This window comes from Vreelandella nigrificans, assembly GCF_002374315.1.
In the GTDB taxonomy this organism is placed as follows: domain Bacteria; phylum Pseudomonadota; class Gammaproteobacteria; order Pseudomonadales; family Halomonadaceae; genus Vreelandella; species Vreelandella nigrificans.
In genome coordinates, this window is the sequence record NZ_NWUX01000001.1 from 202,177 (window position 1) to 222,714 (window position 20,538).

The following is a 20,538-nucleotide window of genomic DNA, read 5'->3' on the forward strand; positions in this document are numbered from 1 at the left end:
ATTTTTTTTGTCTAAACGGGAAGTCAGGCGATATTTAATTATTATTGGTTGCCAGCGCCTTTTGCTAGGGCGACTTTTGAGCTTGGCCTGCGGCCTAACTTGTTGGTAATCCAGTAGCCAGTGTCTATGACCGCTTGTAGGTCGATGCCAGTGTGAATTCCTAAGCCTTCTATCAAGTAGAGCACGTCTTCGGTAGCCACATTGCCGGAAGCACCTTTGGCATAGGGGCAGCCACCAAGGCCCGCTGTTGCCGCATCAATCACACTCACTCCTTCTTCCAGTACGGCATAGAGATTCGCCAACGCCATGCCGTAGGTATCGTGGAAGTGAGCAGCTAAATACTCAATGGGCACTTGCTGGCGGGTCGCTTCAATCATGCGCTTAGCGGCTAATGGCGTGCCTACACCAATGGTGTCGCCAAGCGATATCTCATAGCAGCCCATCTCGAAAAGAGCATTGGCTACCTCGGCGACTTTAGCGGGGGAGATATCACCTTCATAAGGGCAGCCCAGCACACAGGAGACGTAGCCGCGTACTCTCACGCCAGCCTCATTAGCCCGCTCAAGCACTGGTTCAAAGCGCTTAAGAGATTCGGCGATCGAACAGTTTATGTTCTTTTGTGAGAATGCCTCAGAGGCTGCGCCAAACACCGCGACCTCTTCAACACCTGCTGCCAGTGCGCCCTCTAACCCCTTTAGATTGGGCGTGAGCGCCGAGTAGACGACGCCGGGTTGACGAGTAATGCCGTTCATGACGTCAGTGGCATCGCCCATTTGCGGTACCCATTTAGGCGAAACAAAGCTAGCCGCCTCAATATGAGTAAGGCCAGCCTTGGCTAGCCGTTCGATAAGCTCGATTTTGGTGGTAGTGGGCACCAACGTGCCCGGTTCGTTTTGTAGGCCGTCGCGCGGGGCCATCTCAAATAGCTTGATAGAGGTTGGCAGTGCCATTGGTTGGCTCTCCTATTCGCTGGGGGCAAAGTCGAGCAGCACATCACCCTGGCTGACGGTATCGCCTGCCTGGAAATGGAAGGCATCGACGCTGCCATCGGCTGGCGCAGTCATGGTGTGTTCCATCTTCATGGCTTCCATGACCATTAGCGGCATACCTTTCTCAACGGCTGCCCCTGACGCTACAAGAAGGGCGACAACCGTGCCGTTCATGGGGGCTGTCAGGGTGGATTCTGTCTCATGGTGACCATGGTCGATGGCATCAATTCGTCGCCAGAACAGGCGGGTTTCACCACTTGGTTCAGCCATTACCACAATATGTCCGTCCCGGCGGGCCTGCAGGCGGCGTCGGTGGCCATTTAGCGTCACTGCAACGGCATCGCCAGTGAGTGGCTGTAGGCTGGCGGTTAGCGTTTTATCACCGATAGTGAGGTTCCATAGCGACTCGCCACTTTCACGTTTGCCTTCAACAATGACCACTGCCTCATCGTTATCGGATGCTTGGGCAGGCCCTTGAGAAAATCCAGGGTCGCTCAATGCTATACGGATAGTATGGGGTGCATTCAAGCGGAAGCCATCGTGACGATCCCAGGGTGAATCGCTTTCGCACTCTTGGGCTAGCTGGTTTAGTCCAATCAACGCAGCGCTGGCGTATGCTTCGGTGGAGTAGCTGCGCGGTGCAAACAGTGCGGCTTCGTTGCGTTCGATAAAGCGCGTGTCCAGCTCAACGTTTTTGAAGCCAGGGTGGTTGGCAAGGCGCTGGAGGAACGCTCGGTTAGTTACCACGCCCTGTACATCCAGCGCAGCCAAGGCTCGGTTGAGCGTGGCTAGCGCGGCATCACGGTCAGCACCGTGCACAATCAGTTTGGCAAGCATGGGGTCGTAGTGCATCGAGACCACATCGCCACTCTCCACGCCGCTATCTAAGCGAACCTGGTCGGCACTTAATCCTGCGCCTTCTAAATCCAGTGCGAAGCGAGTGAGTAGACCGGTAGCAGGCAGAAAGTCCTGATCCGGGTCTTCGGCATAAATACGCGCCTCGAAGCTGTGTCCGGTAATGGTCAGCTCATCTTGAGTGCAAGGGAGCTTTTCGCCCATGGCAACACGTAGCTGCCACTCGACCAAATCCTGACCGGTGATCATCTCCGTCACCGGGTGCTCAACCTGTAGACGGGTATTCATTTCCATAAAGTAGAATGAGCCATCGGCGTCTAGTAGAAACTCGACGGTACCAGCACCTACATAACCGATTTCCTGAGCGGCACGCACGGCGGCATCACCCATGGCGCTACGCAGCTCCGCCGTCATGCCCGGTGCGGGGGCTTCTTCGATTACCTTTTGGTGGCGTCGCTGCACACTACAGTCGCGTTCGAACAGGTAAACGCCGTTACCGTGACGGTCGCAGAATACCTGGACTTCCACATGTCGGGGTTGTACCAGGTACTTCTCGATCAGCATTCGGTCATCACCGAAAGCGGCCTTGGACTCGCGTCGGCAACCGTCTAGGGCTGCCTTGAACCCTTCACCACTTTCCACCACGCGCATGCCTTTACCACCGCCGCCTGCACTGGCTTTGAGCATCACTGGGTAGCCGATCTTGTCAGACTCGGCACGCAACAGAGCGTCGTCTTGGTCATCGCCATGGTAGCCAGGCACGAGTGGAACACCTGCGTTGGCCATACGCGCTTTCGCTGCGGATTTATCGCCCATAGCAGCAATCGCAGAGGCGGGCGGGCCGACAAACGTAATACCTGCTTGCTCAAGGGCTTTTACGAAGCCACCATTTTCTGAGAGAAATCCATAACCAGGGTGAATAGCCCCGGTGCCAGTGCGTTTGGCGGCATCAATTACTGCTTCAATATTAAGGTAACTTTCGCGGGCGGCGGCGGGGCCTAAACGTACTGCTTCATCGGCTTCACGCACGTGGCGGGCAGAGGCATCGGCATCCGAATAGATAGCGACGGTTTTCAGTCCCATACGGCGGGCGGTGCGCATTACACGGCAAGCAATTTCGCCTCGGTTGGCCACTAGCAGCGTGTCGAATTTATGTATTTCAGGCCTGTTTTCGTCAAGCGTCATGAGCGTGGCTCCGCGGCGTTGTTATGTTCTTGAGAATTTGAAGGTTGCGTCCAGACAGGGCGGCGCTTTTCAAAAAAGCTGGATAATCCTTCTTGGCCCTCTGGGCTAACCCGCAGCTCGGCAATTACCTGGCAGGTATGCTCTCGAGTGGCATCGCTGTCTGGTGCTTGGGCCACACGTGCTAAAAGCGCCTTGGTTGCTCGTTGGGCCTGGGGAGAACCAGCGAGCAGGGTATCCAGCATGGCATCTATCGCGTTATCAAGGGCCTCGTGATCTACCACTTGATGGGCTAAACCGAGTGCCAGCGCGGTTTGGGCATCGATCACTTCTGCCGTTAGTGCATAGCGGCGCATCTGGCGTTCGCCAAGTGCACGCTGAACGTAAGGGCTGATCACTGCGGGCGACAGGCCGACTTTGACTTCCGAGAGGCAGAACTTGGCTTTATCCGATGCCACCACCAAGTCGCAGCAGGCAGCCAGGCCCACCGCACCGCCAAAGGCAGCGCCTTGAACACGGCAAACCGTGGGGCAGGGTAGGGAGTCAAGCCCATACATCAGCGCAGCTAGCTTGCGGGAGTCGGCAAGGTTGTCTTCCAGGTCATAATCGACCATGCGCTTCATCCAGTTCAGGTCAGCTCCTGCGGAGAAGCTTTTGCCTTCCGAGCCCAGTACTACCACCCGCACATCACCGGACTTGGCCAGTTGATGCAGCCTATCTAGATGGCTATTTAGCTCGGCGATCAGACTGTCATCAAAGGCGTTATGCACCTCTGGGCGGTTAAGCGTTAAGCGGGCGATTCCGTCTTCAATCAATAACGTTGAGTAAGCCATCGTCTTCGCCCCTTACATCCGGAACACGCCGAAGCGTGTCTCTTCAACTTCCGCGTTCATGGCAGCTGCAAGGGAAAGCCCAAGTACATCACGGGTTTGCAGCGGATCGATAACACCGTCGTCCCACAAGCGGGCGCTGGCGTAGTAGGGATGGCCTTGATGCTCGTACTGGTCGCGGGTGGGTTGTTTGAAAGCTTCTTCTTCCTCCTTGCCCCATTCGCGGCCTTCGCGTTCGTGTTGCTCGCGCTTTACCTGTGAAAGTACGCCCGCTGCCTGCTCGCCGCCCATCACCGAAATACGTGCGTTAGGCCACATAAACAGCAGGTTAGGGTCATAGGCGCGACCACACATACCATAGTTGCCCGCACCGAAGCTGCCGCCAATTAACACGGTGTATTTGGGGACTTTGGCGCAGGCCACCGCAGTAACAAGTTTGGCACCATGCTTGGCGATCCCTTCGTGCTCGTACTTGGAGCCGACCATAAAGCCGGTAATATTCTGTAGGAAGACCAGCGGAATCTTGCGCTGGGCACATAGCTCGATAAAGTGCGCGCCTTTTACGGCACTTTCAGAGAACAGCACGCCGTTGTTGGCCACAATCCCTACGGGGTGGCCGTGGATATGGGCAAAGCCAGTGACCAAAGTATCGCCGTAGTAGCGTTTGAATTCGTCAAAGTCTGAGCTATCAACAATTCGACCAATGACTTCACGCACGTCGTAAGGTTTTTTCAGGTCGGTGCCGACAATGCCATACAGCTCAGTAGGATCAAGCTTAGGTGGTTTGGGCGCTTGCATGGCCAATTTGCCACGCTTTTGCCAGTTCAGTCGTGACACACAGGCACGGGCCAACTGTAGTGCGTGGGCATCATTTTCAGCGTAGTGGTCGGCCACACCACTTATTTTAGCGTGAACATCGGCACCGCCTAGATCTTCCGCACTGATGCTTTCACCGGTAGCTGCTTTTACCAGTGGCGGTCCGCCTAAGAAAATTGTGCCTTGCTCTTTTACGATGATCGATTCGTCCGCCATGGCGGGCACATAAGCGCCACCAGCGGTACAGGAGCCCATGACGACGGCAATTTGCGGAATACCTTCGGCGGACATAGTGGCTTGGTTGTAGAAAATGCGACCGAAGTGGTCGCGGTCAGGAAACACTTCATCTTGGCGGGGCAAGAAGGCACCGCCAGAGTCCACGAGATAAATACACGGCAGGCGATGTTTACGAGCAATTTCCTGGGCGCGCAGGTGTTTTTTAACCGTTAGCGGAAAATAAGTGCCGCCTTTTACCGTGGCATCGTTGGCGACAATCACGCATTCAACGCCCGATACCCGGCCAATACCCGTCACCACACCTGCAGCAGGTACGTCGCTGTCGTAAACGTGGTGGGCTGCCAGCGCGGAAAACTCTAAAAATGGCGAGCCTTCATCGATCAAGTGGTCAATTCGGTCGCGGACAAAAAGTTTGCCACGGCTTTCATGGCGTTCTCGGGCTTTAGCGCCGCCACCCTGGGCGACGGCCGCAGTGAGTTGGCGTAGTTTAGTAACCTCCCCAAGCATTGACGATTCATTCGCCTGGAAGACATCACTGCGTGGATTGATCTGAGTGGAAATAGTGCTCATAGCGCGCCCCTACGGAATTTCATTAAAGAGTTTCGTTGAAGAGTTCGCGACCAATTAGCATACGGCGAATTTCGCTGGTACCCGCGCCAATTTCATAGAGCTTCGCATCGCGTAGTAGGCGACCGGTGGGGTACTCATTGATATAGCCATTGCCGCCCAGTAACTGAATGGAATCCAGTGCCACTTGAGTGGCTTTTTCGGCACAGTAGAGGATCACGCCAGCAGCGTCTTTGCGGGACGTTTGGCCACGGTCGCAGGCGCCGGCAACGGCGTATAAATAGGCGCGGCAAGCGTTCAGAGTGGTGTACATATCGGCTACTTTGCCCTGCACCAGCTGGAACTCGCCAATCGATTGATTGAACTGCTTACGTTCGTGGATATAGGGCATCACCACATCCATGGCAGCCTGCATAATGCCAATCGGGCCTGCGGCGAGCACGGTGCGCTCGTAGTCCAGCCCGCTCATCAGTACGCGTACACCTTTGCCTACGTCTCCCAACACGTTTTCGGCAGGTACTTTGCAGTCTTGGAATACCAGCTCGCAGGTGTTGGAGCCACGCATGCCCAGCTTGTCGAGTTTCTGGGCGGTAGAAAAGCCTGGCATGCCTTTCTCGATAATGAAGGCGGTGATGCCTTTAGAGCCCGCATCGGGGTCAGTTTTAGCGTAAACCACCAGCACGTCAGCATCAGGGCCGTTGGTGATCCACATTTTGTTGCCGTTAAGAATGTAGTGATCGCCGTCCTGTTTGGCGCGTAACTGCATAGAGACGACATCGGAACCCGCGCCAGGCTCGGACATCGCAAGCGCGCCCACATGGTCGCCGCTAATCAATTTGGGCAGGTATTTGGCTTTCTGTTCGGCGGACGCATTAATCTTGAGCTGGTTAACGCACAGGTTAGAGTGGGCGCCGTAGGAGAGTGCTACCGAAGCACTGGCCCGAGAGATCTCCTCCATAGCGATACAGTGGGCGAGGTAGCCCATCCCGCTGCCACCATCCTCTTCAGATACCGTAATACCCAACAGGCCCATATCGCCAAACTTCTTCCATAGATCGTTCGGAAATTCGTTGTTGCGGTCAATTTCGGCGGCGCGGGGGGCAATCTCGCTAGCGGCAAAGGCATTGACCTGTTCGCGCAGCATGTTCAGTTCGTCGTCCAGGCCAAAGTTAAGTTCTGAATAGTGTGAAAACATGGTCAATTACCTTGTCATTGTTAAAGGGACTAGTCGTCGTTAAAGAGACTGGCCGTTATTCAAAGAGGGCTTTTCGTTGTTAACGGAGGTTTTTCGTTAAGTTCTTCAAGGGCTTGGCGGCAGCGAATCTCAGCACTCTCAAGCTCTAGCTGCACAATAGCGATATCTTTCATTTGCTGTTCTAAGGCGGCTTTGCGTTCGCTGATCTTGCTTAGCATTAGGTGCAGCTGCTTTTCACTGCCACTACGGGTCTCATCCCACAGTTCAAACAGTTCACGTATCTCTGCCAGAGAAAACCCCAACCGCTTACCGCGTAGTGTGAGCTTTAGTCGTACACGATCTTTACTGCTGTAAATACGTGTTTGGCCCCGACGAGAGGGGTGTAGTAGCTCCTGGTCTTCATAAAACCGAATGCTGCGAGTGGTTACGTCAAACTCACTGGCCAGTTCACTGATCGAGTAGGTTTTGCTCATGATCGTTATTCTCGTCGATAGGGGAATGTCCCTATGGAACACTGACCATGAGGCTAAAACAAGTTTACGTTAACGTAAAGATGATATTGCTGTGGTTTGATATGCGTATTTTTATTGTAAGCTGTTGATAAATAATTATAAGAAATGATTTTAAAAGATTTTATGAAGGTTGCGTAGACCAAAGTTGTAATTGTAATACCCCTCAAGTGATTGCTAGTTTGCACCTACACCTTACGTTCAGGTAAAGATGTGTCGCCGGCTAACGATTTTCCGCTCCAGAGTAAACTGGCTGGTGCAAAGTCAGCACAATAACAACAAGAGGCTTACCACTTCATGCGTGCAGACGATGTAGTTAATGGGCCAGTGCTCGAAACGCGAGGGCTGACCAAAGAGTTCCGCGGCTTTACCGCCGTTGATAATGTGAATCTTCAGGTACAAGAGGGTCATATTCATGCGCTAATCGGGCCAAACGGCGCCGGTAAAACAACGGTGTTCAATCTACTTACCAAATTTCTACCCCCTACCCGCGGTGAAATCTTATATCGCGGCCAACCTATCACTAGTAAAAAATCTAATGAAATCGCCCAGCTTGGGTTAGTGCGCTCTTTCCAAATTTCGGCGGTGTTTGCCCACATGACAGCGCTGGAAAATGTCCGCGTGGCGCTACAGCGTCAATTGGGGACATCCTTTCATTTTTGGAAGTCGGAGAAGTCGCTTGATCATCTCAATGATCGAGCAATGGAGTTGCTGAATGAGGTAGGCCTAAAAGAGTATGCCGACACCTTAACCGTAGAAATGCCCTATGGCCGCAAGCGCGCCCTGGAAGTGGCGACTACTTTGGCACTTGACCCCACCATGATGCTGCTGGATGAACCCACCCAGGGCATGGGCGCGGAAGATGTTGATCGCATCGTAGCGCTGATTAAACGCGTCTCAAAAGGGCGCACAGTATTAATGGTTGAGCATAACCTGAGTGTGGTGAGCCGCCTTTGCGACCGAATTACCGTGTTGGCGCGTGGAGCAGTGTTAGCGGAGGGCGATTACGAAAACGTTTCCCGCAACCCGCTGGTACGAGAAGCCTATATGGGTAGTGAAGCCGCTGAAGAGGAGGCTGCCGTATGAATACCGCTGAAGCCTATGAGGCGAATGAAGCAACCGATACCCACTCTTTAGAAATGCTGCGTGTTCAGGATCTGCATGCCTTCTACGGTGAATCGCATATTCTGCATGGCGTTAACTTCAATGTTAAGCGGGGGGAGTTGGTCACTCTGTTAGGCCGCAACGGTGCTGGGCGCAGTACCACGCTAAAGTCGATTATGAATATGGTGGGGCGGCGTACGGGCTCAATCGTGATTAACGGTAACGAAACCCTACACATGAAGCCGCACCATATCCCTCGCTTGGGTATCGGTTATTGCCCAGAAGAGCGCGGTATTTTTGCCAGCCTCGATGTTCACGAAAACCTGCTGTTACCGCCAACGGTTCGCTCTGGGGGGATGAGCCTGGACGAGATTTACGGGATGTTCCCTAATCTTTACGAGCGTCGTAAAAGTCAGGGCACGCGCCTTTCCGGCGGTGAGCAGCAGATGTTGGCCATGGCGCGTATTTTGCGCACCGGTGCCAGGCTGTTACTGCTTGATGAGATTACCGAAGGGCTAGCGCCGGTTATTGTGCAGAAATTAGCCGAGGTGCTGGTTCAGCTAAAAGAGCGCGGCATGACCATTGTGCTGGTAGAGCAGAACTTCCGTTTTGCAGCCCCTTTGGCCGACCGCCACTTTGTCATGGACCATGGTCAGATAGTAGAAGAGATCAGCGCAGCACAGCTGCCTTCACGCCGCGAACACCTTAATACCATGCTGGGGGTATAGCGCCGACCTCAACTGAAAATAACAGACACAATCAACGCTGCTCCTTTGCTCCTAACCACGACACTTTAAAGTAATTCTTGAAAACAAGTCTTGAAAACAAGTTTTTAAAACAAGCTTTTAAAACAACGCTGCACTAATACGTCGCATCACAAAAACAAAGGCCTTCAGGGCCAGGAGACGAACATGACCTTTATCAAAAAAACACTGGCTACCAGTATCGCTGTTGCCGCTGCCTCTAGCATAGCTATCTCAACCGCTCAGGCTGAGATCAGTAATGGGGAAGTGCGGATTGGCTATTTAGCGGATATGTCAGGCACTTACCGTGATCTTGCTGGTCCGGGTGGCCAAAAAGCGCTAGAAATGGCAGTGGCAGATTTTGGCGGCAGCGTAAACGGTGCACCCATCGTCGTGTTTAGTGCCGATGACCGCAATAGTGCCGACGTAGGTGCTAACACCGTGCGCGAGTGGATTGATCAGCGCAACGTGGACATGGTGGCAGGGCTGGTAGCCTCCTCAGTTACCATTGCGGTGACCAGGGTGCTTGAGGAAAACAATGGGCTAGGTATCGTTTCCGGCTCTGCGGCGTCCAGTATTACCAATGAGCACTGTACCCCCAATCATATTCACTGGGTGTATGACACCTATCCGCTCGCCAATGGTACGGCGCAGGCTGTTGTGGAGCAGGGTGGAGATAGCTGGTTCCTCCTTACTGCCGATTACGCTTTCGGTCACGCTCTGGAAGGCGATGTACGGCGTGTAGTAGAAGAGAGCGGCGGTGAGGTAGTCGGTGGTGTTCGTCATCCATTCCCCACCAGCGATTTCTCTTCTTATATTCTTCAGGCGCAAGGTTCTGGCGCCAAAATCGTGGGCCTAGCTAATGCTGGTGCCGATACTGTCAACGCCATCACCACAGCCAGCCAGTTTGGCCTTACTCAAAGTGGCCAGCAGTTAGCGGGCCTACTGATCTTCTTGAACGATGTTCATGCGTTAGGTTTGGATGCCACCCAAGGACTGCTGCTAACCACCGGTTGGTACTGGGATATGGATGAAGAAGCCCGTGAGTGGTCCGAGCGCTACTACGCCGAAATGGGTCGTATGCCCACTATGGTTCAGGCCGGTGTTTACTCAAGCACCATGCACTATCTGAAAGCGGTGGAAGCGGCTGGCACCGATGACCCAGAAACAGTGCGTGCGCAAATGGCTGAGATGCCCGTTGAGGACTTCTTTGCCCGTAACGGCAGGATTCGTGAAGATGGTCGTATGATTCACGATATGTACCTTGCCCAGGTGAAAACACCTGAAGAGTCCACTGGTGAGTGGGATCTGTACGAAATCCTCAGCACTATCCCCGCCGAAGACGCCTACCGTCCGCTTTCTGACAGCCAATGCAAGCTGGTTCAAAACTAACGCTGTTTCACAACGAGCGTTGGTTCAGAGCCAAAGCAGGCTGAAAAGCAAGTTAGAAAGCATCAGGCCTATGGCGACGCACAAGGTGTAGCAATGAACAGCAACCTTGGAGCGTTATTACAAAAGCAATATCCAGGTGCGGCAGCAGGTGCTGCCGCACGCTTGGCGGCGAGGAGAGTCATACCATGACGATGATATTCGGCGTGCCACTGGCCGTGTTCATGGGCCAGCTAACGCTTGGGCTCGTGAACGGTGCCTTTTATGCACTGCTTAGTTTGGGCCTGGCGGTCATCTTCGGCCTACTGAAGATCGTCAACTTTGCCCACGGGGCGCAATACATGCTGGGAGCCTTCGCCGCGCTGTTAGGCTTTCGCTACTTGGGCATTAATTACTGGCTAGCGCTCATTTTAGTGCCGCTGGTGGTTGGTGGTTTCGGCATGCTGATGGAGCGCTTCTTGTTACGTCGAATTGCCCATTTGGACCACCTTTACGGGCTGCTATTAACCTTTGGGCTGGCGCTGATTTTTGAAGGGACGCTGGTCAACTTTTTTGGGGTTTCCGGCGCACGCTACACCACCCCGGAGGCGCTACAGGGGGGTATGAACCTTGGGTTTATGTTCCTGCCTACTTATCGTGCCTGGGTGCTGGTGGCGGCATTAACGATGTGTCTATTCACCTGGTTTATGATTGAGCGCACTCGTTTGGGCGCCTACCTGAGGGCTGGTACTGAGAATTCCCAGCTCATGCAGGCGTTCGGTGTGAACGTGCCACTGTTAATCACATTAACCTATGGGTTTGGCGTGGCGCTTGCCGCCTTTGCCGGTGTTCTTGCGGCACCGCTATATCCTGTATCACCAACTATGGGGTCAAGTCTGCTAATCGTGGTGTTTGCAGTGGTCGTCATTGGCGGAATGGGCTCGATTCTGGGGGCGATTCTCACTGGCCTGGGTATGGGGGTTATTGAAGGGCTAACGAAGGTGTATTACCCGGAAGCCTCCAATACCGTGATCTTCCTGGTGATGATATTGGTGCTCATGTTACGCCCCGCAGGGCTGTTCGGTAAGGAGGCATGACCATGGCAGATTCTCAAGCAATCAAGGCACCATCCGCAGTAAGAGAGCGTCAAAAAAGGGCCGATATGCGTCGCAATCTATTCTATATAGCGCTTATCGCGATTGGGCTGGTTGCGCCCTTTGTGGCCTATCCCGTGTTCTTAATGAAGATCCTCTGCTTTGCGCTATTTGCCTGCGCTTTTAATCTACTGCTTGGCTATGCTGGCCTGCTCTCTTTTGGACATGCGGCGTTCTTGGCCACTGGGGGGTATGTGACTGGCTACTTGCTGGCAAGTTACCCAGGCCTTACACCCGAGTTGGGAATTATAGGCGGTACCCTGTTGGCAACACTGCTGGGGTTCTTGTTTGGTGTGCTCTCTATCCGCCGCCAGGGTATCTACTTTGCCATGGTAACGCTGGCGCTGGCGCAGCTTGTCTACTTCATGTTTGTGCAAGCGCCGTTTACCGGTGGTGAGGATGGCTTGCACGGCGTGCCTCGTGGTGAGCTGTTTGGGTTTATCAGTCTGCGCAGTAACTTAGCCATGTACTACTTCGTGTTCGCAATCTTCTTATTCGGCTTTGCGCTTATTCAGCGTACCGTGCATTCGCCCTTTGGGCAGGTGCTTAAAGCAATTCGCGAAAACGAGCCCCGTGCCATTTCTCTGGGCTATAACGTTGATGCCTACAAACTGCTGGCTTTTGTGCTTTCAGCGGCACTGGCAGGGCTGGCGGGTTCTACCAAAACCGTGGTGTTCCAGCTGGCCTCGTTAACCGATGCCCATTGGCATATGTCGGGTGAAGTGATCCTGATGACGCTGCTGGGTGGGGTAGGTACTTTACTCGGCCCGCTGATGGGGGCTGGCATTGTGGTTAGCCTGCAGCACGTTTTGGCGCAGTCACCATTAGGCAACTGGGTAAACGTCATCTTAGGGATCATCTTTGTAGTCTGCGTACTTAGCTTCCGCAGTGGCATTGTGGGTGAGCTGGGCAAGATGTATCGCAAAAACTTTAAATAATGGCTTGAATCGGGTCTGTCCGTTGGGTGCCTCAGGGCACCTTTTTTTTGCCAAAAAACGCATCTACGCCACAGTATCTACGCCAAAGGTCGTGGGGGGTAAGCGGTTGCGTAGGTTAGGGTAAGAATATAAGTTAACGTAAACGTCAACATTGCCAGTGGCGACACCCGTCAATAACGATAATCGCCAATAACGAAAAATAGTAACGCGTTCACTGTTCAACATAATTGAAAATAGTTGCACTGCCACGCTTACGCGGAGAAACGTCATGAATTTTGAGCTAAACGAAGACCAGGTTGCCTTTGCTGATATGGCACGGGCATTTGCCCAGAATGAGCTTGAGCCCCATGCCGCCCAGTGGGATGCCGAAGCTTTCTTTCCGGTAGATGTGATTCGCAAAGCGGGTGAGTTGGGCTTTTGTTCGCTCTACGCGTCCGAAAGCGTTGGTGGGCTAGGTCTTTCCCGGTTAGACGCCAGCATCATTTTCGAGCAGCTCTCCATGGGTTGTACCTCAACCACGGCTTACCTCACGATTCATAATATGGTGACCTGGATGCTGGCAGATTTCGGCACGCCAGCAGCGGTAGCACAGTGGGGTGAAAAGCTGGCGACTGGCGAGCTACTCGGTTCCTACTGCTTAACCGAGCCCAATGCAGGCTCTGATGCGGCATCGCTTAAAACCACCGCCAAACGCGATGGTGACGCCTATGTGCTGAACGGCAGTAAAATGTTTATTTCCGGTGCAGGTAGTACCGATTTTCTAGTCGTAATGGCGCGCACCGGTGGTGAAGGCCCTGGCGGTGTTTCCGCTTTTGCCGTCGACGCTAAAGCAAGCGGCATTAGCTATGGCCGCAAAGAGGACAAAATGGGCTGGAATAGCCAGCCTACCCGCATGATCACCTTTGAAGATGTACGCGTGCCCGCTGATCATCTATTGGGCAACGAAGGCGACGGTTTTAAAATTGCCATGAAGGGGTTGGATGGTGGCCGCATCAATATCGCCACGTGTTCAATCGGTACCGCCCAGCAGGCAATTAATAAAGCCCGCGAGTACATGCTAGAGCGTAAACAGTTCGGCAAGCGTTTAGCAGACTTTCAAGCGTTGCAGTTCCGCTTGGCTGATATGGTCACTGAACTTGTTGCTGCTCGCCAGTTGGTGCGCATGGCGGCCGCTAAGCTGGATTTAGGCCACCCAGATGCCACCGCTTATTGTGCCATGGCCAAGCGCTTTGCTACCGATGTAGGCTTTAAGGTCTGCGATGAAGCGCTTCAGCTATATGGTGGTAACGGCTATATCAAGGAGTACCCCATGGAGCGCTATGTGCGTGACACCCGGGTACACCGCATTCTGGAAGGTACCAATGAAATTATGCGGCTGATTATTTCTCGCCGCATACTGGCCAGTGGTGCCGCCGAGCTATAGTTAGACAGCCAGACACAAGACCAGCCAACCAAAAGGATAATGGAATGAGTTGCGTACTGTTTGCTGAACACACCACCCAAGATGGCCATGTGGTTGCAGAGATTACCCTCAATGCCGAGCGCTCGCTTAATGCGCTAACGCTGGAAATGATCGAAGCAATATTGCCACGGCTTCAAGCCTGGCAAGCTGATGCGCGGGTAGTCGCGATACTGCTGGATAGCGCTGGCGAAAAAGCGTTTTGCGCTGGAGGTGATGTGGTCAACCTCTATAAAGCCATTACGGGCGATGGAGACCCAGACTTTCCCCAGCGTTTTTTTGATACGGAGTATCGCCTCGACTACCTGCTGCACACCTATCCCAAACCGGTTATTTGTTGGGGCAGTGGCATTGTAATGGGCGGTGGTATGGGGTTGCTGAGTGGCAGTAGCCATCGTGTGGTGACTGAAACTTCCCGTCTTGCCATGCCGGAAGTAACGATTGGCCTATACCCGGATGTGGGAGCAAGCTGGTTTCTAAACCGGCTGCCTAACGGTACAGGACGCTTTTTAGCGATGACGGGTGGCCAAATTAACGCACTAGATGCAGTACATCTAGGCCTGGCTGACCGTGCTATAGCAAGCCACCAGCGGGATGTGCTGGCGCAGAAGCTGCTAGAAGCGACCTGGGGGGAAGGTAAGCATACTGACGCTCATGGCGTGGTTAACGGCGTGCTACGCGAGTTAGAGCAGGCCTCTCAAAATGCCTTTGCCGAACTTGAATCACCTGTGTACAAATCCACCGCGTTGATCCGTGAACTCATGGACCATGACACTGTTGAGCAAATAGTAGCGTCGATTCTAGCGGTAAAAACTGATGATAAGTGGTTTAACCGAGCGCAAAAAACGTTAGCCCACGGCAGCCCGGTATCGGTCAAGCTAATTGATGAGCAGCTAAAGCGCGCCAAGCACATGTCGCTTGCGGAGGTGTTTCAGTCGGAACTGGCGCTTTCAGTACAGTGCTGTCGCCATCGGGAATTCCCGGAAGGTGTACGTGCACTATTGGTAGATAAAGATGGCCTGCCCGCGTGGACGTACCCCGATGTTGCTTCGGTCAAACCATCTTTTATTGATGAGCTGCTAGCCTCTCCGTGGGAGAAGAGCCCCCTCGCAGATCTTCACTGACACCATTTCCAAAACACGCTAATTCTTAAACACACTCATTCTTCAACACACTAATAAGGACAACAAAGATGACTACTGTTGCGTTTATCGGTTTAGGCAATATGGGCGGCCCAATGGCAGCCAACTTGGCAAAAGCGGGTTTTAATGTACGTGCGTTCGATCTTTCAGAGCAAGCACTTGAAACCGCAAAATCGCAAGGCTGCGAAGTAGCAGTGTCAGCCAAGGCCGCCGCTACTGATGCAGACTTTATTATTTCCATGCTGCCTGCGGGCAAGCATGTGCGGGGGCTCTATGTAGACGGCGATGAGCCACTATTCAGTGTGATTAAACAGAGCGCATTGGTGATTGACTGCTCAACGATCGATGCTGATACCGCACGTAGCGTAGCTGCTGCCGGTGCGGAAAAAGGGGTTGGCTTTGTTGATGCTCCGGTATCCGGCGGGGTGGGCGGTGCCCAAGCAGGTACGCTGACTTTCATCGTGGGTGGCAGCGCTGCACAGTTTGAACAGGCTCAACCCGTGCTGGAAGTGATGGGTAAAAATATCTTCCATGCTGGTGACCATGGTGCCGGGCAGGTAGCCAAAGTATGCAACAACATGCTGTTGTCTATTTTGATGGCGGGCACCTGTGAAGCGATCAATATGGGCGTGAAAAACGGCCTGGACCCAGCGGTGCTTTCCGAAATCATGAAACAAAGCTCTGGCGGTAACTGGGCACTGAACGTTTACAACCCTTACCCTGGCGTGATGGAAAATGCCCCCGCCTCGAAAGGCTACCAGGGCGGCTTCCAGGTGGATCTTATGATCAAAGACCTGGGCCTTGCCATGGATGTTAGCCAACAGAGCGCTTCGCCTGTCCCCATGGGATCTGCTGCCCGCTCGCTGTTTACCCTGCACAAGGCGAGCGGCAACGGCAAGCTCGACTTCTCCAGCCTGCTACAGCTTTATCAGGATAAAGAGTGAGGGGAGGAGAAAAGAGAAAAAAGTGGCGTAGCGCGTGGTAACGAGTAGCGAGCACAGCGAGAAACGAGGCTCCTGCAGTAGGGCGGCTTTGCCGCCCCTTGCCACTGGTCTCTAGGCCGGGCAAACTCAATTTCCTTCACTAATACTCAAAAAAGGGATTTCCATGATTACGCTTTGGGGCCGTAACAACTCTACTAACGTCAAAAAAGTCCGCTGGGTACTGGAAACACTGGAACTGCCTTACGAGCAGATTCTGGCAGGGCGGGAGCATGGCGTTAATAATACTCCCGAATACCTTGCCATGAACCCCAACGGTCTGGTGCCGGTGTTACGCGACGATTCCACCAATAGCGTACTCTGGGAGTCCAACACCATTATGCGGTACCTGGCTGCTCAGTATGGCCAGGACAAGCTTTGGATTGAAGAGCCTGCCAAGCGTGCCCAGATGGAAAAGTGGATGGATTGGGCGAATGGCACCTTTTCACCGCTTCACCGGCCAATTTTACTGGGCTATGTCAGAACCCCTGCAGAACAGCGTGACATGGCTAGTTTAGAAACGACGATTGCCGCCTGTGAAAAATTGTTCGAGCAGATGGACAACGCGCTCGCCGAACAGACATGGTTCTCAGGCGATGCTTTCGGCCTGGGTGATGTCGCCATTGCCCCGTTCGTTTATAACCTACGTAACAGTGGCCTTAACTGGCAGACCCGGCCCCACTTAGCACGCTGGGCCGAGCAACTTACCGAGCTGCCCGCTTATCGCAAGGTCGTGATGATTCCCGTCTCATAAACCACACGTGAAAGGGCGGCGAAGCCGCCCCAAGCGCTGGCTAAAAACTTGCCTCCAACACCGCCAGCCCATTATCCAACTCCTGCAATACCTTACTCACCAACCCATGGCGCGGGGTGCTCTCGTTCAGTAATCGCCTTCGGTAATGCACACTTGTAGCGCGTGGTAACGAGTAGCGAGCGCAGCGAGAAACGAGGCACCCGCGGGAGGATGGCGAAGCTGCCTCAGGAGATGGCTAACAACCTGCCTCCAACACCGCCAACTCATCATCCAACTCCTGCAATACCTTACTCACCAACCCATACCGCTGGGCACTTTCAATCAATGGCCCCAAAATTGCCCCACGTTCGGTGAGGCGTTTGGCCTCTACGTCCTGCAACATCGACGCCTTATTGTTGGCGGTATTTTTCACCACTTGCCATACCAGCGCTAACCACGCGTTTTCACCTTCTCCACCGTTCGGAGACTGAATACCCTCGGCGTACATAATCGCCGCGACTTCCTTAACAACCGCTTCTACATGGCCTGAATAAGCCTCTCCGCGTAATTCCCCATTGCGCACGCCATGTATCGCCACCAGCGGGTTAATTGCTGCATTCACTGCCAGCTTTTGCCACAGACGCTGGCGAATATCACTCACGGCCGTCGCAGCAAGCCCAGCCTGGGTTAAGGCCTGCGCCAATGCTTCTGCTAAATCGCTATGCTGGTTATGCAAATCACCAACATAAGTATGCCCACGCCCTGCATGTACCACACCAGCATCGCCAACCAAATACGCACCCTCCGTTGTGGTGGCGCATAGCACCGGCCCCGGCCACGCCTGGGTAATCCGCGGCTGAGCCAAAAAGCCGTTTTGCCACAGTACCAGTGGGGTAGTGGGTGGAATAGTCTCAGCAATGCCAGCCAGCGCCGACTCAGCTGCCATCGCTTTAGTGGTGATATGAACAAAAGCGGGTGGCTCATGCGTGCCAGAACCCAGTTGGGCAACCGTAAGTACCTTTAATTGCTGCACCCGCTGCTCGCCTTCTAGAGTAGTAAGAGCCTGCTGCTCAGGCAAACTACGGCGGCCAACTAACGCGGTGGCCGCTATAGGAGCAAGCGAGTGCGCAAGCAAGCGGCCAATGGCGCCAGGGCCAAGAATCCAATGGGTAGTCATGATCAAGTACGTACTCGGAAGCGGCAATGCCGCCAAGCTTACCGTGTTCGGCATAAGGAAATGAAGGGAGGGAAAACAATGACAAGAAGGGCGGCTAATGGCTAATGACGGCATCAAACATAATCTGCTAGCGTTAAGACTAAGCATATTTTGAAAAAAAGTGCATGGAGTGAGAGAAAGTAAGTGTAGATGACTGCTGGGGAGGCATCTAACGGGGGGCTGATTTCGACCCTGAGCGGCCAGCTGGTTCAACAGTGTTATGCAGCCTATTTATACTTAATTTATTTTAATTTCAACTAGATAGGTCGTGAATGAAAGGCGATATAACCTGAATTAATGCTCCGTCGGGTTCATTCAGGTTATGTAGAGGGGCGTATAATCACTGTTAGAGCTCACGAAGTTTCGTATGTCAGCGTCATTAAAGGACAGAAATGCAAAACCTTGTAAAACACACGCTTTATCTATTTCTTTGGATTACTGGTCTCACTGCTGCTATGGCGCTCGCAGGAATGGGCTATGCATGGTTTTTCTCAGAGGCCAAAGAGCTTCCTCATTTGGAGTGGCTAATTGGTTCTGTAATAATAGAGGTGGTTGTAGTAATTCTTATGCTTGCAAAAAAGGGGATGAAGTATCTGCCTGACACGCAAACGGATAAAGAACCAAAGGATACACTTAAGTTTATGGAGAAATTTATCTCTATGGGAACAAGTGCGACGGTAGTGAGTAACAGAGTTTCGTGGCTTGTTGGTGACGATAAATTGATATCTATTCTTCAATCCAAAATTGAGAGCGGTACTCGCATTGAAATTATTACGCCAAGTGCAGTTCCAGAGGTGCTCAGAGAAAAGCTGAAAGGCGCATCTTTCATTATTACGAAAGAACAAGTTTCTCCTGAAGCAAGATTTACATTAGTGAATGGCGACCGTAGCGGTGCTGAAAAGCTTGCCATAGCACGAGGCGTTCACCCTGATCATGAGATAACAATTTTCGACAATAATTCTGGACCTCAAATAATTGCAATGGCGAAGGACATAATTAGAAAATCTAAGGAGCTGTCTAATGCCGCATAGATGGTGCAATTCAGCACAAATACGTCGAGAGCAAATTGAGTCAGGGACAGACTTAACATTCAATGAAGTATTCAAGCCCCTTATAGTAAGCCGCATTAGGGGACTTAGGCCTAGTCGAGTTCTGGAAGTCGGTGCTGGAACTGGCCACATTTCCATTGAACTATTTAAATTGGGTTTTTCGGTCACGGCAATAGAACCTTCTTTAGGTATGTATTTGGTCGCCCAAGATGTTTTGTCTTCAACCGACGTAAAATTAGTAAACTGCACATCGTTCGAGTTAGAGCAAGATACGATTTACGAGGTCGCTTTCTCTCACCTTGTTGCACACGTTGTTGATGATCTTTCTGCATTTTTTAGATCGATCGGACAGCACATCGAGAAGAACGGGCACTTTATTTTCTCAATCCCACATCCCTGCTTTTATAATGACTACAAGCGTTTTTTCGGAGATGAATATAATTACATGGTAACAATGACAAAAAACGTGTCATTTACCATCACAAAAGATTCACAAAATACAATAAGTGGAGTTCCGTATCACCACAGGCCATTGTCAGAATACTTTAATAAACTGGTTGAGTCCGGTTTCGCTATCGACGGCTTTGATGAAACTTACCCAGATGAACATATTCAAGAAAAATATGGAGCCAAATGGGAAACCCCACGATATTGTATGTTTACATGCAAAAAGCTCTAACAAACGCATGTTGTCGGATTGGTTTTCCGCTGCGCTCCAAACCAACCGCAAATGCGGGCGTTAAATCTGAAGGAGGAACGTGTGATGGAAGTTGTATATAGCTCGAGTTCAAAGGAAGAGAAGGTCTACACAACCGTTACCTTGCACGAGGACGTCGATATGCATGGTGGTAACGTAGAAGTTGGTTGTTGGGTGCCAAATTCGGACTCTAGAGCAGAGTGCGCGGAAAATACCAAAAGTGAAGCGATTAGGCTGTTGAAGCTTGCCTTGGCCGAACTAGAGTCCTAATTTTTGAGGTGGCCAAGCTTTCAATGAACGCTAGCTAACGGGTCGCTTCGTGATTTAACCAAGCGGTCAACCGGACGCCAAAAGTGTCCGCTTTTGGTTCCCTCCGCTGGCGCTCCGGCGCCAGCTACCTCAGCGTTGAGCCTGTATAAAAACCCCTCTGACACCTAAGTTTTGGTAGGATCGAGGAAACAAATGAGGAGTGGTCAGCATGCCGCGCTTCAAGGCTTATAACTACGATCAGAACGCCATGGTGGTGATCAACTACCAAGATCAGCTCCAACCAGGCACCTTTGAACACGCTGTGCATTACCTGATCGAGCATAAACTCGACTTGTCCGTTTTCCATCCCCAGTACCGCAACGATGCGACCGGACGGCTGGCCTACGATCCGGCCATCCTGTTGAAGATCACCCTGTTTGCTTACTCAAAAGGCATCACCTACTAGAGCACTACGCGCGTGATAAAGCCGAGACGGAAGCTGATCTGGGTAGGGATATCCGACGGG

19 protein-coding genes are annotated in these 20,538 nt (G+C 52.6%); 12 read left to right on the plus strand and 7 right to left on the minus strand.

Going from position 1 to position 20,538, the window contains the following annotated elements; genetic code table 11:
- Positions 1 to 41: 41 nt before the first annotated feature.
- Genes CPA45_RS00950 through CPA45_RS00975 form a run of 6 tightly spaced genes read right to left on the minus strand, consistent with a single transcriptional unit; the run spans position 42 to position 7,144 of the window.
- On the minus strand, positions 42 to 950 hold the full coding sequence (locus CPA45_RS00950; RefSeq protein WP_096649484.1) for a hydroxymethylglutaryl-CoA lyase: 909 nt from the start codon (positions 948 to 950) through the stop codon (positions 42 to 44).
- Positions 951 to 962: 12 nt separating this feature from the next.
- Positions 963 to 3,029, minus strand: coding sequence for an acetyl/propionyl/methylcrotonyl-CoA carboxylase subunit alpha (locus CPA45_RS00955; protein WP_096649486.1), 2,067 nt, complete (start codon positions 3,027 to 3,029; stop codon positions 963 to 965).
- Positions 3,026 to 3,859, minus strand: coding sequence for an enoyl-CoA hydratase/isomerase family protein (locus tag CPA45_RS00960; protein WP_096649488.1), 834 nt, complete (start codon positions 3,857 to 3,859; stop codon positions 3,026 to 3,028). The genes CPA45_RS00955 and CPA45_RS00960 overlap by 4 nt, the downstream gene beginning before the upstream one ends.
- A gap of 12 nt (positions 3,860 to 3,871) precedes the next feature.
- Positions 3,872 to 5,479, minus strand: coding sequence for a carboxyl transferase domain-containing protein (locus tag CPA45_RS00965; RefSeq protein WP_096649490.1), 1,608 nt, complete (start codon positions 5,477 to 5,479; stop codon positions 3,872 to 3,874).
- A gap of 22 nt (positions 5,480 to 5,501) precedes the next feature.
- Positions 5,502 to 6,671 (minus strand): isovaleryl-CoA dehydrogenase, encoded by a 1,170-nt coding sequence (locus tag CPA45_RS00970; protein WP_096649492.1) that lies wholly within the window; start codon positions 6,669 to 6,671, stop codon positions 5,502 to 5,504.
- 59 nt (positions 6,672 to 6,730) lie between these two features.
- A complete protein-coding gene (locus tag CPA45_RS00975; RefSeq protein WP_078087312.1) occupies positions 6,731 to 7,144 on the minus strand; it encodes a MerR family transcriptional regulator in 414 nt (137 codons plus the stop codon).
- Positions 7,145 to 7,477: 333 nt separating this feature from the next.
- Here CPA45_RS00975 and CPA45_RS00980 point away from each other — a divergent pair, with 333 nt between their 5' ends.
- From CPA45_RS00980 to CPA45_RS01025, 9 genes are all read left to right on the plus strand, one after another.
- The gene (locus tag CPA45_RS00980) at positions 7,478 to 8,266 is read left to right on the plus strand and encodes an ABC transporter ATP-binding protein (protein ID WP_078087313.1); all 789 of its coding nucleotides are present in this window, start codon (positions 7,478 to 7,480) and stop codon (positions 8,264 to 8,266) included.
- Positions 8,263 to 9,012: an ABC transporter ATP-binding protein gene (locus CPA45_RS00985; protein ID WP_096649494.1), complete on the plus strand. Its 750-nt coding sequence runs from the start codon at positions 8,263 to 8,265 to the stop codon at positions 9,010 to 9,012. Before CPA45_RS00980 ends, CPA45_RS00985 begins: the two co-directional genes overlap by 4 nt.
- Before the next feature lie 183 nt (positions 9,013 to 9,195).
- Positions 9,196 to 10,419, plus strand: coding sequence for an ABC transporter substrate-binding protein (locus CPA45_RS00990; RefSeq protein WP_096649496.1), 1,224 nt, complete (start codon positions 9,196 to 9,198; stop codon positions 10,417 to 10,419).
- Between the two features lie 185 nt (positions 10,420 to 10,604).
- Complete coding sequence (locus tag CPA45_RS00995) at positions 10,605 to 11,492, plus strand: branched-chain amino acid ABC transporter permease (protein WP_078087316.1); 888 nt, start codon at positions 10,605 to 10,607, stop codon at positions 11,490 to 11,492.
- A gap of 2 nt (positions 11,493 to 11,494) precedes the next feature.
- On the plus strand, positions 11,495 to 12,487 hold the full coding sequence (locus CPA45_RS01000; protein WP_078087317.1) for a branched-chain amino acid ABC transporter permease: 993 nt from the start codon (positions 11,495 to 11,497) through the stop codon (positions 12,485 to 12,487).
- A gap of 268 nt (positions 12,488 to 12,755) precedes the next feature.
- Positions 12,756 to 13,910, plus strand: coding sequence for an acyl-CoA dehydrogenase family protein (locus CPA45_RS01010; RefSeq protein WP_096649500.1), 1,155 nt, complete (start codon positions 12,756 to 12,758; stop codon positions 13,908 to 13,910).
- A gap of 44 nt (positions 13,911 to 13,954) precedes the next feature.
- Complete coding sequence (locus CPA45_RS01015) at positions 13,955 to 15,070, plus strand: enoyl-CoA hydratase/isomerase family protein (protein ID WP_096649502.1); 1,116 nt, start codon at positions 13,955 to 13,957, stop codon at positions 15,068 to 15,070.
- Between the two features lie 53 nt (positions 15,071 to 15,123).
- On the plus strand, positions 15,124 to 16,032 hold the full coding sequence (gene mmsB, locus CPA45_RS01020; RefSeq protein ID WP_279628790.1) for a 3-hydroxyisobutyrate dehydrogenase: 909 nt from the start codon (positions 15,124 to 15,126) through the stop codon (positions 16,030 to 16,032).
- 163 nt (positions 16,033 to 16,195) lie between these two features.
- Positions 16,196 to 16,822 (plus strand): glutathione S-transferase family protein, encoded by a 627-nt coding sequence (locus CPA45_RS01025; RefSeq protein WP_096649506.1) that lies wholly within the window; start codon positions 16,196 to 16,198, stop codon positions 16,820 to 16,822.
- A gap of 235 nt (positions 16,823 to 17,057) precedes the next feature.
- Here the strand turns inward: CPA45_RS01025 and CPA45_RS01030 are convergent, their stop codons facing one another.
- Entirely contained in the window at positions 17,058 to 17,978 is a 921-nt protein-coding gene (locus CPA45_RS01030; protein WP_096649508.1) for a ketopantoate reductase family protein, read from the minus strand.
- A gap of 431 nt (positions 17,979 to 18,409) precedes the next feature.
- On the opposite strand from CPA45_RS01030, the gene CPA45_RS01035 reads away from it, so the two are divergent.
- From CPA45_RS01035 to CPA45_RS01050, 3 genes are all read left to right on the plus strand, one after another.
- The gene (locus CPA45_RS01035) at positions 18,410 to 19,048 is read left to right on the plus strand and encodes a hypothetical protein (RefSeq protein WP_096649510.1); all 639 of its coding nucleotides are present in this window, start codon (positions 18,410 to 18,412) and stop codon (positions 19,046 to 19,048) included.
- The gene (locus tag CPA45_RS01040; protein ID WP_096649512.1) at positions 19,038 to 19,745 is read left to right on the plus strand and encodes a class I SAM-dependent methyltransferase; all 708 of its coding nucleotides are present in this window, start codon (positions 19,038 to 19,040) and stop codon (positions 19,743 to 19,745) included. The genes CPA45_RS01035 and CPA45_RS01040 overlap by 11 nt, the downstream gene beginning before the upstream one ends.
- Positions 19,746 to 20,241: 496 nt before the next feature.
- Complete coding sequence (locus CPA45_RS01050; RefSeq protein ID WP_096649516.1) at positions 20,242 to 20,478, plus strand: transposase; 237 nt, start codon at positions 20,242 to 20,244, stop codon at positions 20,476 to 20,478.
- The last annotated feature ends 60 nt before the right edge of the window (positions 20,479 to 20,538 follow it).

Coding starts and splice junctions, on each gene's coding strand:
- CPA45_RS00950 (WP_096649484.1), bottom strand. CDS start 950: ATGGCACTGCCAACCTCTATCAAGCTATTTGAGATGGCCCCGCGCGAC.
- CPA45_RS00955 (WP_096649486.1), bottom strand. CDS start 3,029: ATGACGCTTGACGAAAACAGGCCTGAAATACATAAATTCGACACGCTG.
- CPA45_RS00960 (WP_096649488.1), bottom strand. CDS start 3,859: ATGGCTTACTCAACGTTATTGATTGAAGACGGAATCGCCCGCTTAACG.
- CPA45_RS00965 (WP_096649490.1), bottom strand. CDS start 5,479: ATGAGCACTATTTCCACTCAGATCAATCCACGCAGTGATGTCTTCCAG.
- CPA45_RS00970 (WP_096649492.1), bottom strand. CDS start 6,671: ATGTTTTCACACTATTCAGAACTTAACTTTGGCCTGGACGACGAACTG.
- CPA45_RS00975 (WP_078087312.1), bottom strand. CDS start 7,144: ATGAGCAAAACCTACTCGATCAGTGAACTGGCCAGTGAGTTTGACGTA.
- CPA45_RS00980 (WP_078087313.1), top strand. CDS start 7,478: ATGCGTGCAGACGATGTAGTTAATGGGCCAGTGCTCGAAACGCGAGGG.
- CPA45_RS00985 (WP_096649494.1), top strand. CDS start 8,263: ATGAATACCGCTGAAGCCTATGAGGCGAATGAAGCAACCGATACCCAC.
- CPA45_RS00990 (WP_096649496.1), top strand. CDS start 9,196: ATGACCTTTATCAAAAAAACACTGGCTACCAGTATCGCTGTTGCCGCT.
- CPA45_RS00995 (WP_078087316.1), top strand. CDS start 10,605: ATGACGATGATATTCGGCGTGCCACTGGCCGTGTTCATGGGCCAGCTA.
- CPA45_RS01000 (WP_078087317.1), top strand. CDS start 11,495: ATGGCAGATTCTCAAGCAATCAAGGCACCATCCGCAGTAAGAGAGCGT.
- CPA45_RS01010 (WP_096649500.1), top strand. CDS start 12,756: ATGAATTTTGAGCTAAACGAAGACCAGGTTGCCTTTGCTGATATGGCA.
- CPA45_RS01015 (WP_096649502.1), top strand. CDS start 13,955: ATGAGTTGCGTACTGTTTGCTGAACACACCACCCAAGATGGCCATGTG.
- CPA45_RS01025 (WP_096649506.1), top strand. CDS start 16,196: ATGATTACGCTTTGGGGCCGTAACAACTCTACTAACGTCAAAAAAGTC.
- CPA45_RS01030 (WP_096649508.1), bottom strand. CDS start 17,978: ATGACTACCCATTGGATTCTTGGCCCTGGCGCCATTGGCCGCTTGCTT.
- CPA45_RS01035 (WP_096649510.1), top strand. CDS start 18,410: ATGCAAAACCTTGTAAAACACACGCTTTATCTATTTCTTTGGATTACT.
- CPA45_RS01040 (WP_096649512.1), top strand. CDS start 19,038: ATGCCGCATAGATGGTGCAATTCAGCACAAATACGTCGAGAGCAAATT.
- CPA45_RS01050 (WP_096649516.1), top strand. CDS start 20,242: ATGCCGCGCTTCAAGGCTTATAACTACGATCAGAACGCCATGGTGGTG.